Genomic DNA, 17,926 nt, shown 5'->3' with positions numbered 1-17,926 from the left:
AGTGTTCCAGGGGAACCTGACCAGACAAAAACGGCACCATCTGCCGATGTTTCAGCATCAGTACCACTTTCAGAAAACTGGCAATCCCCTCGGCACACAAGGGGTGACCGATATTCGGTTTCATCGACCCCAACTCACAGGGTACCTTGCTGTCATGTCGATAGACCGATTCGATGGCCTTGAGTTCCAGCAGATCAGTCACTTCAGAACCGGAGCCGTTGACCTCCAGATACTGAACATCATCCGGCCGCAAACCACTTTTTCGCAATGCGGCTTCCATGACCTGTTTCTGAGCTTTGATGTTTGGCGTCGCCGGTCCGGCGGTTCTACCATCGTTGTTAATGGCCAATGCCTTGATCACGGCATAAATCTGATCACCGTCCACCTGTGCCTGGGAAAGAGTCTTGAGCATTACCAAACCCACGCCTTCCCCCAATACCACACCATTGGCACGCTGATCAAAGATATGAAAAGCCGGTTCGCGACTCAGGATGTTGCGTTGAGAAAATGTCTTATGCGCAATATCGCTGCTGAGCAGACTCACACCACCAACAATAGCAGCGCTGATGTCACCGGAGCGCAGAGACTGAACGGCCATATTCATGCCAACCAGTGCAGATGAACAGGCTGTATCCAACACCAGGCTCGGTCCGCGAAGGTCAAAAAACTGGGAAATATTCGCCGAGAGATAATTCTGCCCAACCGCGACAATCGGATTGCGCGCCAGACTCAGGCGCTGTTGTCCCGGCCAATGCTGCGTCCTGCCTCCAATATAAACCCCAATATCGCGACCTTTGAGTTGCTGATGGGTATAACCACTGTGATAAATCAAACGCAGGGTTTCTTCCAGAACCAATAAAGCCTGGGGATCCATGGCTTCTGCATCCACTCGCGGAATCAGGAAAAAGTCATGATCAAAACTGCGGATATCCTCTAGCAAAGCTGCGTTAAACGGACTTTTATAACCCCACCGTTCATAAGGAACATTCTGGATCGCGGATTGTCCTTGTGCCAGTAACTGCCAGTACTCCGCCACCGACTCAGCTCCGGGAAAGCGACATGACACTCCCACTACAGCAATGTCTTCGTCAACGACGCCTGATCCCATCCTCGCCGGTTCCAGCATGGTTTTCATACTTACAACCTGTGGTTCAGTGGCAGGCATTGCTGCTACATTTTCGACATGTGCGTCAGGCTCCGCAGCATCTGTTTCTGGTTCTGCAACCGTCGCATTAAACACACCAGATAAGACCTCCACATAGTGTTCCGCCAGCCATGCAGACAAACCTTCAAAGGTGTCATGCTCAAACATCACAGAAGGGTCCAGATCCTCGGTTAGGGTCTGACTGATGGTCCGCGACATTTGTGCCAGGATGATGGAGTCGACACCGAAGTCCTGAAAAGATGCATCCGGTTCAAATTTTTCAACGGCTATTTTCAGTTCTTTCGAAAACATCTCCATCAGCCACTGCTGTATCTGAATGGCCAGCTGATCGGATGTCGATACTGCTTTCAAAGTGTGTGGTTTGTCCGCTCTAGGTTTTGCCGAATGGCTCCGGGCAGGCTGTAACAACAACTGTGCATCCCAGTCCTGAGCGGCCACCACTGCGGGTAACACAACCGGGGCATCATGCCTGTCCAGTACCTGATCCAGCAGCGCCAGTCCTTCCTCATTCGACAGTCCCGATAACCCCGTCTGCCGGTAAGCAGGGGTTTTGATTTCACCCATGCCGGACTCTTTCCAGCTTGGCCACTGCAGGCTCACCATTGGCAACCTGTGATGATTGGCCTGAGCCACATAGTCCATATAGGCATTGGCCATGGCATAGTCCATCTGCCCGGCGGCCAGACCGGGAACTACGGCCGCAACAGATGAAAACAGCGCGAAAAACTGTAATGGTTCGTGTTGCAGGCAGGACATCATGACCTCCAGGCCTGCCACTTTGGGTTCCAACACCCGCTCCATGCCAGCAGTGGTTTTGCGAATAAATGCAGGATTGTCAAAATCCCCCAAACCAGCACAATGGATCACCCCAGCAATAGAGCCCATCTGCTGTTTGACATCTTCAACACAACGGCTGAAAGCGTCCTGATCCTGCAGCGGAACGTCCAATACTCGTACGCTGACGCCTTTAGCTTCGAGCGCCAGGATGGCTTTTATTTTTTCTGCCGTCGAACTGTTCTGGCCATCCAATGCTTGCCAATGCGCTTTGGGCGGTAAAGTCTCGCGCCCTGTCAGAACCAGATTCTTAACACCATAATGATCAACAAAATGCTGTGCACAGAGATAACCCAGGCCGCGTGTGCCCCCAGTAATAAAGAGCACCTGATCGGCCCTGAACACCGGCTTTTTTCCACCCTGCACGGCAGTTTTCAGGCTGTGCAGGGTAGGCACATAGCGTTGCCCATCACGATAGCAGACCTGAGGATCATCAAGCGGCCCTTGAAGTTCGGCCAGTACATGGGCAGCCACCTGCTCATCGCTGATCTGCCAGTCCACATCCAGTTGCATCGAGCGCAGATGGCGATATTCGCTTTGCAGAGATCGATACAGGCCAGCCAATAATGCTCCTTCCAGATTTATCCGATCATTATGAAAAGACTCCAGGCCTTTGCTGACTCCCATCAGCACCAGTCCATTCCTATGCCCATATTCGATCAGTTTTTGCAAACAGCCGATGCGATCAAGAGCTGGGGACCGCTGTTCTGCACAGCCGGCCAGATCCAATACCCCATCATAACGTTGCCAGTGATCATCAGGCTGGTCCTTAAACTCCGTCAGTTGATCGGGCATCAGCACCCTGGAGCCACTCAAACACTCACAAAGTATCTGAGCAAGATTCTGGGTCGCGGTGGTCGCCAGAATCAACATGACCCGCTTTGGCAGTACCGTTGGTGTCAGCGAAGCGGTCTGCCAATCTTTCACGAGTAAATAAGAATTCGCATCACGTTGCGTCGTTCCCCCTGCCGGAAGAACAACGCGATGATCCGCAACAGAGACCGATGTCGGTTGTCCACCACCGGCATATGCCATCTGGCTGAACTCAGCGACCTCGGCCCAACACCGTTCACGTTCAAACGGATAGTTGGGTATCGACACCCGGGTTGGCGTACCGTCTGGATACAGTCTTTGCCAGTCGATCTCAACCCCCTGTACCCATTGGCGCGCCAGTTCTTCCAGCGACTGCTGTTGCAATGCATCATTGATCAGCTCGGGTGAAGCCGGAACATACTTGCTGCTCGATGTTGCATACCAGCCATGTTCGATACTGTCGTGATATTGTTGGAACTGTTGCAGTGCAGCCACCAGTTCAGTGTGATCGTAAACCACCAGCGCCAAACGCTGTTTCATGGCCTCACGCCCCACCTGAGATACGTAAGCGACTTGCGACAGTTGCGGTTGTAATTCAGCGGTGGTCAGAAAATCGATCATGCGCTGGCTGTATTCCTGCAAACACGCGAGTGATCTGGCAGACAGTAAAAACAGGTACGGTCCTGGTTTGCGGTCAGCCGGATTCGTCGCGGTCAGATACTCACGCAACAGCACATGACCGTTAGCACCACCCGCCCCAAAAGCACTGACAGCAGCAATTCTGGCTTTCGGTCGACCATGGGTATCGGATTCAGCCGGCCATGGCGCCAGTTCACGCTGCACATAAAACGGGGATTCGGTAAATTTGATATTGGGGTTGGTTACCTCCGCATGCAGAGATGGAACCAGTTGACGGTGCTTCATCTGCAACAAAACCTTGGTGACTCCGGCAATGCCGGCGGCGGATTCGGTATGACCGATATTAGACTTTACCGAACCTATCGGCGTACGCTGTATCTGCCAGTCGCTCCCCTTGTAAGCCCGCAGCAGCCCGGTCATTTCAATCGGATCACCCAATGAAGTACCAGTGCCGTGAGCCTCAACATAGCCGATATCTGAAGCGTTGATACCCGCCCGCTGAATAGCCAGCTGAATCAAGTCGCCCTGGGCTTTAGGGTTGGGCACACTGAAGCCGTTAGTGGTACCACCATGATTGACCGCCGAACCTGCCACAATGGCATAGATCTGATCATTATCCGCCTTGGCCTGATCCAGTCGCTTTAGCAGGACAGTGCCAACACCTTCACCCGGCACATACCCATCACCACCTTCTCCAAAACTGCGGCAGCGACCATCAGTTGACAAAAAGTTACGATAGCTCAACTGAATATATTTGAGAGGATGACTGGAGATGTTGGTACCACCGGCAAATGCAACATCACAATCACCGTTACGAATGCTCAGACAGGCCAGATGAATGGCATACAATGACGAGGAACACATGGTATCCATGGCCATGCTGGGGCCGGAAAAATCGAAGAAAAATGATGTCCGGTTAGCAATGGACGCATAGGATGAAGACGGCGTCGGACTTTCTCCTTTCATGGCCTGATCAACGCCGTGCAGCTGATAGTGTCCGTACATCAAACCAACGAAGACACCGGTTTTGAATGAACGCAAACCTTCTCGGGTATAACCGGCGTCCTCCAGCGTATTCCAGACAGACTCCAGAAACAGTCGTTCCTGCGGATCCAGATACTCGGCCTCCATTTTCGACATCCGGAAAAACAGTGGATCGAATTGATCAATGTTCTTAAGGAAGCCTCCCCAACGTCCATAAGACTTACCAAATGTATTAGGGTCCGGGTCGTAAATCAGCTGATGATTCCAGCGATCAGCCGGGATCTCCTCGATACAATCACGTCCCTGTTTGAGATTTTCCCAGAACTCCGTCAGATTTTCTGCCTGAGGGTAACGGCCACTGACACCGATAATGGCAATATCATCCTCTGTCCGGGGCAAATAACTTATCTTATTAACCATTTCAGCCGGATTCGGTGTCATTCCGTTGTGATCAAATCGATTAGCTATCGATGTGGTCTGCTTTGCCACGATGACGTCCTGGTGATTCGCTACCGACTCCGAAAACAGATGATTGATCAGTTTATCGTGATGGTGCTCAAGGAAATACTGCGTCAGCTCGGTAAGCGTCTGGCATTCAAAAAACAGTGTTTTGGACAACTCACCAAAAATGCCTTCCAGTTTCCGGGTCAAACTCATAATGATGATGGAGTCCAGTCCCAGTCGCTCAAACGGCTTATTAGTGGCAAGGCTGTCTGCAGATATCTGCAACTCCGTTGCGATCACCCGGCGCAACAGGTCTTCTGTCCGGATTTTAAGATCCGAAGTTTCGATTGCCACGGGTTGTTGACGAACCGCAGCAGAGGGTGGTGGTTCTGACAGGCGATTCTGAGTCACCTCCGGAAGGCCCGGCAACGCACTTTCAATATGCGCCAGATCCCCCGAGGCCACCAACAGTTGATTCTGGCCCGACCTGCCTATTTGCTCAAATGCGACCATGCCTTCCGCGGTCTGCAAGGGTGTCATTCCCAACACACTCCACATCAGACGTTTAATCTGATCAGAGGCCTGCATGCCACCGTCCTGCCACAGCGGCCAGTTAACGGATATAGTCTGACCACTGCGCTTTCCGGCTGCCCGTAACACCTCCCGGCGATGCGCGAAGCCATCAAGGAAACTGTTGGCATAGGCATAATCAGCTTGCCCGACATTGCCGAAAACCGCTGCTGTCGATGAAAACAGCACAAAGAAATCCAGGTCCATATGACGGGTCAAATGATCCAGCCAGACCGAGCCATGTACCTTGGGTTGCAGCACATCGTTCATGTCAGCATCGGTCTTTTTCAACACCAGACCATCCCGGAGCACACCCGCGGCATGGATAATACCGTTAAGTGCCGGATAGTCTGCCTGAATTTCACCAATAAACCGTTGCAATGTCTGACAGTTCGAAACATCGACCCGTTCGTAGAGAATCTGAGCGCCATTGACCTGCAAGGTATCAAACTGCTGCCGCTGCTGAGAGGATAACACCGACCGCCCGACAATGATCACCGTGGCTGCGCCGGCACGGATCAGGTACTCGGCAAAATGGAAACCCAAGCCACCGGCACCTCCAGTCATCAGATAAACACCGTTCTGTCGAATCAGCACTGAGGCAGACGGTTGAAAATCCGACGGCGGGGCATATCGCCGCCAGCGTTCAATCAATCGCCGGCCATTCTGATAACGGACACAAGCTGCTACAGAGGCATGTAACTCACCAACAGGGAACAGCACAGTGCGAGGATCATCATACTCGATCAGGCAGATATCAATATGCGGATTTTCCTGCCGGATACTGCGTGCAAACCCTTTAAGACCAATGGCAAACGGATAACGTTCTGAATCCCTGGAAATACTGTAGAGATAACGGACATGGTTGGAATCACCACGCTCGATCCATGCCTGGCAGAAATACCATACCGTATACACACTGTCCTGCAGATGTTTGTCAGGTTCTGGCTGCGAACCCGCCAGTAGTTGATGGCCCGCCGGGTGCAACACAATGGTTGGCAATGCATGCTTGTCCGCGAGGTCTGCCAGCAACCTGAGGTAATCGCTTCTAACCGCAAAATTGACGCGATATTCCTGCTCACCACATTGTTCAAAACCATCACCTGGTACAACCGTCACCAGGTTGCCGGTCAAGCCCGATGCTCTGAGTTGCTGCGTCAGTACAACAGTTTCAATGGCCGATGGGTTAAGTACCAGGATATTATCGTTTATCGTCTGATCACCGATATCCGGCAACGGGTTAGTTTCCCACACCGGTTGAAACAGATGGACACTTTCTGCAGACGGTACGACAGCATGAGAACCATTTATCACCGGTTTGGAACGGGGAACCGCTTTAAGGGTATAGTCACGGATATCCACCATGATTTCACCCAGCTCACTAATCATACGGATATTAAACTTCAACACCGAGCCGTCTTCGTGCCCATGTCCGGTCAGAGTCACATGCACATAACCTTGCTCCGGCAGGGTGGATACAAATGTCATAGAGCCAATAGCAAATGGCAAATACGGGACACTGGAAATTTCCCTATCCTGATTAATGAGAAATGCCACAGCCTGTAGTGCGCCATCCAACATCGATGGGTGCAACAGGTATTGTGAAAAATCGGCCTGTTGCTGCTGCGGCAATGACACATACGCCAGGACTTCCTGCTTATTGCCCTGTAACTGCTGGATTACTTGAAACGCAGGGCCATATTGGAAATCGACCGAACGGAAAAAGTCATAACACTGCTGGCCAGTCCGGGTCCATTGACAGTGCAGTCGCACGGCCTCGATATCCAGCTGGCCGATATCCGGCCAGGACTCTGGTGACGACTGAAACACGAGCTTGCCCTGGGCATGTACCAAAGTTTCACCATTGTCTGTCACTGAGGTCACTTCATATCCGGCAGTCGTATCTGTCGGCCGGAGCACCAACTGCAAAATCCGTGGCCGGGTATCACTCATCACCACCGGTTGTGCCCAGAGAATATTTTCCAAGCGCTGAACGCTTGAACCGGGACAAGATTGAATGCCGGCCTGCCGGGCCATTTCCAGATACACGACTCCTGGCAACACTTTACGACCCGAAGCCATATGGTCGGTCAGATAGAACTCCTCACCGGACAGTGTCTTTTCAAACGCCTGTTGCTCAAAAGTGGAGATGTTTGTGTCCAGCAATGTTGGATGAAGGGCTGCTGTCCTTCCGGCCGAGAATCTCTCCGGCCGCATGACATTCTGCACCCAATGTCGGTCTTTACTAAATGGGTAGGTTGGCAATGAAACTCTGACAGGCAAACGGTCAGCATCCCGATACAACAGCGTCCATTCTATCGGTTCGCCCGAAACCCACAGACTGGCCAATGATGCATATTCCTGTTCTGCCGCCAGATCAGCCACAAGCCGCTGCCAGGCGCGACCTTTAATCGACGATGCCCATGACATCTCTGCATCACTACGACTTGCGTAACACCATAGTGATGACTGTTTGTGCTCATCATGATCAGCTGCCAGAAAAGTCTTAAGCCGCTCCAGCAGTTCCTCTCTGGAACGAACGACCACGGCCAGTCGCACTTCCATCGACTCCCGTCCGGTCTGCAAGGTATAAGCTATATCCGCCAGCGCCGGAGCGTGACCCGGCGCCATCAACCCGGTTTCTATAAACCCGATCATCTGAGTCACCGAAACTCTCAACGCAGAATCGGTCCTGGCAGACAACACAATCACATACTGATCATGTTCAATGGCTACTCTGTCGTCAACGCGGTATTCTTCCAGCACTAGATGGGCATAGGCCCCTCCAAAACCAAATGAACTCACTCCTGCACGCCGGGGTAACTCCCGTCCTTGAGCATCGGTAAATGGCGGCCACTCCTGAGTTTGCCGCACAATGTAGAAAGGACTGTCGTTTAAATCGATGTACGGATTCTGCTCGTTAAAATGAATATTTGCCGGTAACTTCCCGTATTTTAGTGCCAGCAGGGTTTTTAACACGCCGGCAACTGCAGCAGCGGCTTCCAAATGACCAATATTGGTTTTCACGGAGCCGATGCCGCAGTATGGCTGACCATGATGCTCCACTCGCACTATCGAGTCGGTATCAATCAGGCCTGCAGCGGCTGACGGTGAGCCCGATAACTGATTGAACGCTGTTTTCAGGCCATTGATCTCTATCGGGTCCCCCAGTGCTGTACCGGTACCATGAGCTTCAATGTAGCCGATGGTGGACACGTCGACACCTGCTTTGCGGTACGCATCAACCAGCAACTCAGCCTGAGCCGCCGCGCTCGGAGAGGTCAGCGAGTTGGTATGCCCGCCATGACTCTGAGCTGATCCTTTGACGACAGCGTAAATATGGTCACCATCATGTTCCGCCTGAGAGAGCCGTTTCAACAACACCATGCCGGCTCCTTCGCCACGCACGTAACCATTGGCACTCCGATCAAAGGCCTTACAGCGTCCATCGACACTGAGCATACCGCCCTGACTGAGAGCCACATATATTTTAGGGTCGAGAATCAGACTGACACCACCGGCCAGTGCAAGGTAACAATCATCATGCAAAATCGCTGCAACCGCCTGGTGGATGGCTACCAACGAACTAGAACACGCAGTATCCACGGCGCAGCTTGGTCCCCGCAGATTGAGCAGATAGGATATTCGGTTCGGCAAAATGGAATGAGCCAGTCCTGTCAAGGTATGGCCGGAACTTTCCTGCCCTGCCTGCCGCTGCACTTCGGCATAATCTGCATTGGTGGCACCGACAAAAACACCTACTTTACTACCAGACAAAGACGAAGCCTGATACCCGGCATCCTCAATCGTCTGCCAGACCACTTCGAGCAGCAATCGTTGCTGCGGGTCCATCTGTGCTGCTTCACGAGGGGAAATGCCAAAAAAAGCCGCATCGAATTTATCGACATCACCAATAAACCCACCCCACCGGGAATTGCTTTTTTCCGCGTCGGTTGAATCACCAAAATATGCCCGCCAGTCCCAACGCTCAGAGGGAATCTCCTGGATCAGGTCTTGTTCGTCCAACAGGTTTTGCCAGAACACTTCAAGGCTTGGTGACTGCGGCATTTTGCCGCCAATACCGATAATCACCACAGGATCGTTATCGGATAATCTGCCGTGTCTGGCGATGGTCGAACCTGTGGTTGTCGATCGGGCTGATAGCGACGTTGGTGCAACCGCCATGGGTGATTCAATTATGTCCGGATGTTTACGCCGGATACGATCCTCAGAATACTGCAACAAATAACGTGCAATACTGTCGATGCTGGAATATTGATAAAACAAGGTGGGGTTGATTTCCAGCTCATACTCTTCATTCACCGCCACGCTGAGTTGGGTAAAGCCGATGGAATCAAAACCGTATGTACCGAGAGGACTGGCAGTACTGACCATCTGACCGGAGAGATTAAGGATCTGTGCAACCATAAGCCCCAGGCGGTCTGTGAGAGCTTGGCACAAAGCATCGTGCCATGCTGATAACGGGTGGTTATCATCATGCCGGTTAGGTCTGCCAATATTGCCTTCTATACCGTACTGTGCCAGTAACACCTCCACATCAGTGGTGGATATTCTCTGGCGGTCAACCTTTCGGTTCAAAGTCTGTGGAAACTCCCTCAACACATAAAAGGCTGCGGGCACCATGTAGTCAGGTAACCATTGTGACAGTAGGCCTGGAAATGTTTCCGTGTCCGGAAACGGCATGACTGCCCTAAACGTACAATAGGCCTGCAATACCTGATGTCGGTCATTGAGGGAGCGGGCAATCACCACCACATCCTCAATGCCCGGCAACTTACGAACCTGGGTTTCGATTTCCTCCAGCTCGACGCGATAGCCGCGGATCTTGACCTGAAAATCGTCTCTGCCGACATATTCCAGTTCACCGTCCGCCAGATAACGAACCAAATCACCAGTATTATAAAGCCGCGAACCTGTGCTGCCATCAAATGGGTTATCGATGAATTTCCGCGCGGTGAGTTCAGGACGGTTAAAGTACCCCTCCGACAGACCATCCCCCCCGATGTACAAATGCCCGGTCACACCAATTGGCACCGGCTGCAAGCGGTCATCCAGTACGTAAAACCGGGTATTGTCGATGGGTCGGCCTATGGTTACTTTTTTGCCCTGTTGCACCCGGCTCAGTGCAGACCAGATGGTTGTCTCTGTCGGACCAAACAGGTTCCAGACCTCTTTGCCGCAGCCCACCAAAATATCTGCCAGATCAGCACTGAGCGCTTCTCCGCCGCACAAAATTTTGAGTGCAGGGTTCCCCCTCCAATTCGCACCGAGGAGCATCCTCCAGGTGGCGGGCGTGGCCTGCATCACCGTCGCCTGACTGCTCTCCAGCCTGCGCGCCAGCGCAAGACCATTTTTCAGTTCCGCCGTGGGAGCTATTTCCAGTCTCGCCCCGACAATCAGGGGCAGGTACAGCTCCAGGCCGGCAATGTCAAAACAAACGGTGGTTACCGCCAGTAAATGGTCTGCAGCACCAATACCGGGCAATTTCGCCATAGCACATAAAAAGTTAGTCAGTGCTCGGTGGGATATCTGTACACCTTTGGGATTGCCAGTCGAGCCCGAGGTATAAATGATGTAAGCCAGACTCTCTGATCGCCAGCCGTGATTGGTCAACAGGTCATCCTGATAACTGCGTTCGATATTGGGCCAGTCCTGATCGATACGAATCCGCTCCGCAGGACAGGCAGGTAGTTTATCTTCTATCCGGGACTGGGTGACCAGCATGGTAATGCCGGCGTCATCAATCATATAAGCGAGCCTGTCCGCCGGATAGGTGGGATCAAGCGGCACATAAGTCGCCCCCGCTTTCATGACACCAAGTAACGCCACTATCAAGTCCAGAGAGCGGTCAATAAAGACACCGACAATAGAGCCGGATGTCGCTCCATGCTGCTGCAGATAGGTCGCCAGTTGGTGGGTCTTGGTTTTTAACTCACGATAACTTAGGGAACTACTGTCATAAATGACGGCGGTATCCAGCGCATGACTAACGGCTTGTTGCTCAAACAGATCTATCACTGAGGTTTCCGACGGATAGGATGCATCGGTACGGTTCCAGTCAACCAACAGTCGTTGCTGTTCTGCATCGGTCAGCATGGAAATCGCCGCGACCGGCTGTTCAGCATTTCTGACCATTTGCTCCAGGACCAAGGTAAAATGCTGTCCCAGTTGCTGTATGGTGGTGTGGTCAAACAGGTCAGGATTATATTTCAGGCAGTAACGACAACCGTCCGCTTCTTCGACCACTTCCAGGGTAATCTCGAATTCACCAGTCTGATGTACACCTGGAAAGATATCCCGGATCAATCCAGTGGATTGTGATTTATCCACCCAGTTTTGAAAATAAAATGCAGTCTGTATCAGCCCATGAGCATGGTATTTACCATGCTCATTACATTTTTCAGCCAGTTTAATAAGGGGATAATGCGCATGATCCAGCGCTTCCATGACCGTGTTATTCAACTGAGATAAAAACGTTCGGATATCCGGGTTGCCAGACAGCTCCCCTTTAATCACCACCATATTCATGAAATAACCAAACACCTGCTCAAATCGCGAGTCAGGCCTTCCTGCGGTCGGGGTACCGACCAGAATCTGGTTCTGTCCGCTATACCGGTGCAACAACAACATATAACCTGCCAGCATGACATTGAACAATGTGGTTCGTTCTCGTCCGGCCATCGATTTAAGAGCGGTAGTGATATCGGCACTGATTCGACCTTCGAGCGCAGCGCCACGATAACCTGGCTGACGACCACGTGGGCGGTCCAATGGCAGTGCCAGCAACGGTATCTGTTCAGGCATTTGTCGCAGCCAGTAATCTTCCAGCGTTTGGCCTTCTGGGCCGGATAACATGTCATGCTGCCACGCGACAAAGTCCTTAAAACCCACTTTGGGCATTGGCAGATTGATGGTCTGCCCCTGTGAAGCCAGGGCATAAGTGGCTTCCAGCTCCTGTAGAAAATGAAGGATGGAAATGCCGTCAAAAATAATATGATGAAAATTCAGCAACAGTACATTCTGATGATTCGGCAGGGTATACAGGATGGCCTTCATCAGCGGTCCGACAGACAGATCAAACGGCTGTTGCACGTCTGCGATGATGGTATCCCGCAGTCGCTGTTCATCATTGATCGCCGGATATTTCTGTTCCAGTGCCAGTGCCTGCCAACCGACCACCTGTTGCACCGGCTCGCGGTTTTGCAATTGTATCGTCGTGCGCAGACTGTCATGACGATTCATCAGACTTTGCAGGGCCTGGCGCAACACCGGCACCTCAACATCACTGCTGATCCGAAATGCCAGTGGCAGATTGTAAGCATAGTTATTCGGTGAAACCTGCTCGATAATCCACAAAGCCCGTTGTCCGTGGGACAGAGGGAACACCTCAGGCGCGGCAATATGCTCAGGTACTGGCAGGATATCGGGATTGTAACCCCGACGAGTGCTAACCGACTCGACATCTGATCCGGCAGCCGGCGCCGTACGGAAACGGGCATGGGAATCCGCCGTCACGGTGTGCTCAGGCATCGGAAAAATGCCTTCCTGTATCAAATAATCCGCTAATTCACGAATAGTCTGATATTCGAAGAATATCTTAATAGCGACATCGACATCAAACTGCTCCGACAGAGCATTAACCACCTTCATACCGGTAATGGAGTCAAAACCATACTCAGCCAGTGGCCGGTCAGAATCGACCGCTTCATCCAGTTTTAATGAAGACACAATGATCCGGTTAAGTTGCTCCTGCACCCAACCACGGAATTTTTCCGCAAAAAATCCCGGCGATGATGGTTCGACGGGTGTGGCCAACACTGCTAACGAGTCCACCAGCGGCGCGTCGGCTACAACTGTCTCTGAAGAGGGTTTGCAAGGTGTTTCCAATACCGTCTGAATAACACCATCACTTTCAGCGATGATGATATTTTGACCACAATTGCGGGCACCAGAATCCAGGTGATCAAGAATCACGACCTCGTCAAACCCTGCCTCACGCAATATGCGTTCCCAGGTTTGTGGGCAGGCCAGCGGCGCGTCTTTGATACGCAGGGATTCATCATCAAACAACCACCAGCCATCCAGCACACCACCAGTCACCGTGGTGATATTGACCACGTCGGTAAGTTCATTTAATACCAACCAACCACTGGTTTTCAGCAGTGCTTTGGCTTTGCCAATGGTGCTGCGCAGATTTTTAGTGGCATGCACGACGTTAGTTGCTACGATCAGATCAAAAGTACCCGGTGCAAACCCTTCCGTTTCGAAATCGTGCTCCAGATTCAGCGCCTTGAAACTTACAAACGGATATTGCCCGGAATATTGCTCTTTGCCGTAATCCAGGAAAATGGACGAAATATCGGTATAGGTGTAACTGATGCGACCAGCAAACTTGGCCAGCATGGGCAGCAGTTTTCCGGTTGTGGCCCCAGTGCCGGCACCGAGTTCGACAATCCGGATCTTCTCGCCCGTGGCCAACTGCATTGCTCTGTGCTCCACATAGGTTTGTGCAGCCTGACACACCAGCATGTTATAGGCATCGGTCACCGCATTGCCACGATAGAAATTCTGCACCAGTTTCATTGAAGACCCCGGAAACATGATTTCGGTCGCCATGATTTTTCCGGTCAGAATAGCTGGGTAACTTTCCAGAAACAGCCGCACAAGGGTCACTGTCGGTTCGATCTCTGGGTTCTGATGGGCAACATCGTTTAATGCGCTGATCAGTTCGATTTTACATGCTTGGGGCCTCACCGTTTCAATCACAGCCAATGTTTCCACTTCACGGTCATATACCTGCAGATAACCGGCATGCTGCAAAATATTCAACAGCGCCACAAACAAGCGCCGAAATTTCTCAATTACTCGAAGCTTGGTGAATAGTACGGAAATGTCGTGGCGCTCGCCGCCACGACGGAAAACCCCCATCTCCTGAAACACGCCCAGCAGCAGCGGCTCACACAACCGTTCCATGGCTTTGAAATCACGGCGGATGTTGTCCACTGTGATGTCTGCCGGTAAAGGGTTGCGTAATGTTTGGTGAGTCTGACTCAATAGCTGTGCCAACTGTGGTGGGTAAGCAGTTGCACGGGTCTGGGTATCCAGTCCCAATCGCTCCAGTGTAGTTGTCTCAGCAACGATAGACATTAACTGGACCGGTCTGTTGGCCAGAATACGACAAATACTGTCGATGCCTTGTTGCGGCGACAGAGTACCTATCCCCTGAGCTTTAAAAAACCGCTCCAGACCTGGTTGTGCACCTGAACCGACACTGCCCCAGTAACCCCAGTTAATCACCCGCACCGGAAAGCTGTGAAGCTGATCGAGATAATGTGCATAGGCGTCCTTAAAAGTGGTACCTGGAATATATCCGCTGTTACCGATGCCCCCCTCAAAGGATCCGGTCGAGGAGAAGAACAGCATGAAATCCAATGATTCGTCAGCGAACACCTGATTCAGAATGACACTGCCGGTAATCTTGGGAGCTATGGATTGAAAAAACTGTCGCTCATCCATACGATTGATTTCACGATCATTAAAGATCATCGCGGAATGAATCACACCGTTTATACGCCCGAAACGCTGCCGGACGCTGGCCACGGCACGTGTCATTTGCTGAAGCTGACAACCATCCGCCCGAAGATAAACAACCTCTCCACCGACCGCCTCAATGTCTGCAATGTGCTGTTGCTGCTGTTCATTTAAAACGCTTCTACCAATCCAGACAATTTTAGCGTGATACTCTTTGGCCAGATAACGACTGAACTCGATACCGACGCCACTGGCGCCACCGAGAATACAATACACACCTTGCTGTCGAAACGGCGGCGGCTCTAGCAGCGGAACCTCTACCGCCTGCAAAGTCTTACGATACCGGACGCCCTGTCTAAACATAACCGCTCTGCCGTTTTCGGTCGCTACTTCCTGCCTGATCATGGTCACCAGGTGATCAATATCATCTGACGCGCCAGCTTCTAAAATGTCCGGCAGGTCAATATCGATACCCACAACATTGAGCAATGGATATTCGCTGGGTATTACCTGACACAAGCCATGCAGACTGGCGCCATATGGATGAGTCACTCGCTGGCCGGGCAGCCCAAACACATTATTGGTAATAACTTTGAGCGTCATGGCTTGTTGGCAAAAACCGCGTTGATCCAGCTGTCGAATCAGCCGGAACAAAGTCAAAAGCCCATGATCCTGGCTGTGCTTCAGTTTGGCCAGTTCATCGGTTGACAAGGGTTCTGATGGCAGACCGCCAAGATGATAAATCAGATCTACATGGGAAATACCGGTGAGTGCAGCAACATAGTCTGACAGTCCGCTCTTCAAACGGATAACCGTGTCAGTATCATGCTGTTGCTCCAGTGACAGGATGAGTCTTTGAGCAAGGTCATCACCATTATCGATAATCAGCACTGTTTGCCGGCGACCACTCTGACTTGTTATCGGCATGGTATGATCTTCAGCACACCAGTATGGGCGATACAAGGATAATACCGCACCCTGGTGAGACGGTTCAGATGATGTTTCAGACATGCGTTCAGTGACATCTGGTGATTGGCCCACCGGCAACGGTGGTATCCAGTAACGCTTGCGAGCAAACGGATAAGTGGGGAGGCTTACCTTTTCTGCCCCGCGCCAGGCAGACAGTCTGGACCAGTCCGGTTGTTTTCCCTGAACCCAACAGCGGGCCAGGACAGGGAGATCATTATGATCGACTGCCACAGACACATCTTCAGGTATTGTGGTCCCGACAGCGCTGCCTATGTGGGAATCATAAATACCCTCATTGCTCCTGTCCTTCTCACTTCCCTCTTCATTCAGATACGACGTGATTCGGCGTTTTAGCTCTTCGGTTTCCCTGGCAATGATGGCCAGTCGCACTTCCATGACTTCACGTCCCGTTTGCAGGGTGTAAGCCACATCCTGTAGAGATAGCATATGGTGATCGAGAAACTCGCGAAGATTGGCGGCATATTCGCGCAAGCGTTCAACATTTTTTGCAGACAACAGAATCAAATACGGCCCGCACTCCGATTCAACGGGTACCGTTCGGGCTGGCGCGACATATTCCTCCAACACGACATGCGCATTGGCTCCGCCGCCACCAAAAGAACTGACACCCGCGCGACGCGGCACACTCACATGCTGCCCCCGCTGATTGAGATAGCTCGGTTGTAACCACTCGGTCAGTGACTGCTGCACCTGAAAACGGGAATCCGAGAAATCGATTTTGGGGTTGAGTACATTCGAATGAAGCGACGGAACCAGTGTTTTATGACGCATCTGCAGCAGCACTTTGGTGATACCTGCGACTCCGGCGGCCGATTCCAGATGACCGATGTTGGATTTGACGGAGCCGATGGCGCAATCGACTGCCGGCATCTCCACAGACCCGGTTCTGGTTACCCGGCTAACCCCGGAAAGACCGGAAATTTCAATGGGGTCACCCAATGCCGTACCGGTACCATGTGCTTCGATATAGCTGACTGAATTAAAATCAACGTTGCCCCGCAGTAAAGCGTTATGAATCACGTCTGTCTGGGCTCTGGGATTTGGTACGGTATAACCGCTGGTTTTCCCACCGGCGTTAATCGCCGAACCTTTGATCACGGCATAAACCCGATCACCCGCAGCAATCGCCTCAACCAGTGGTTTCAGCACAATGGCACCGGCACCTTCGCCATCGACAAAGCCATCAGCGTCCGCACCGAAACTCTTGAGCTGCTGACCTTTTGAAATCATCTGATGATTGGATAGCATGCTTAAGTGCATCGGGTGCAGGATCAGGTTTACCCCACCAGCCACCGCGACCCGACACTCTTTACGCTTAAGGCTTTCACAGGCCAGATGTATCGCCGTCAATGATGATGAGCAGGCCGTATCAACCGCCATACTGGGGCCACGAAAATCAAAAATATAAGAGACCCGATTGGCGATGGACCAAAAATTTGAATGAGCATCGGTTAACACGCCTTTTGCCGCAGCTTCTCCCCCCATCCATTCATAATTACTGTTCATGATGCCGACAAATACACCAACCGGGTGGTGATGTCGCAGCTGGTCACGAGTGTAAGCAGCATCTTCAACCGCTGACCAGGCCACTTCCAGAAACACCCGCTCCTGTGGATCCATGGCTTCGGCCACTAACGGAGACACCTGAAAAAATGAAGCGTCAAATTTGTCCGCATCACGGATAAACCCAGCCCACTTACTGTAACTTTTATCCAGGGTTTTGGCGTCTGGATGATAGTGTTCACGCCAGTCCCATCGTTCCGGTGGTATTTCCTGTATACAACTTTTACCGGATTGCAGGTTCTCCCAAAATTCATCCAAGTTGTCTGCCATGGGATAACGACCGGCCACTCCGATGATGGCAATATCGCCGTCTGAGCGTGAAGACTGACGTTTGTTTAGCAGTTCTATAAGTTTTTTTCGTTTCTCATCCAT

General features: G+C 51.8%; 1 protein-coding gene (cut by a window edge). It reads right to left on the bottom strand.

Translation table 11 applies throughout. The features are described from left to right. Positions 1–17,926, bottom strand: partial view of an amino acid adenylation domain-containing protein gene (locus ACQY6I_RS22280; protein ID WP_428243750.1) — the 5' portion only. The gene continues 338 nt to the left of window position 1, outside the view; only the first 17,926 of its 18,264 coding nucleotides appear in the window; its start codon is at positions 17,924–17,926; its stop codon lies off the left edge, out of view.

The organism is Gynuella sp. (assembly GCF_050297175.1).
GTDB lineage: Bacteria > Pseudomonadota > Gammaproteobacteria > Pseudomonadales > Natronospirillaceae > Gynuella.
The sequence above is the reverse complement of the archived record's forward strand: the minus strand, read 5'-3'. Positions and strand labels throughout refer to the sequence as shown.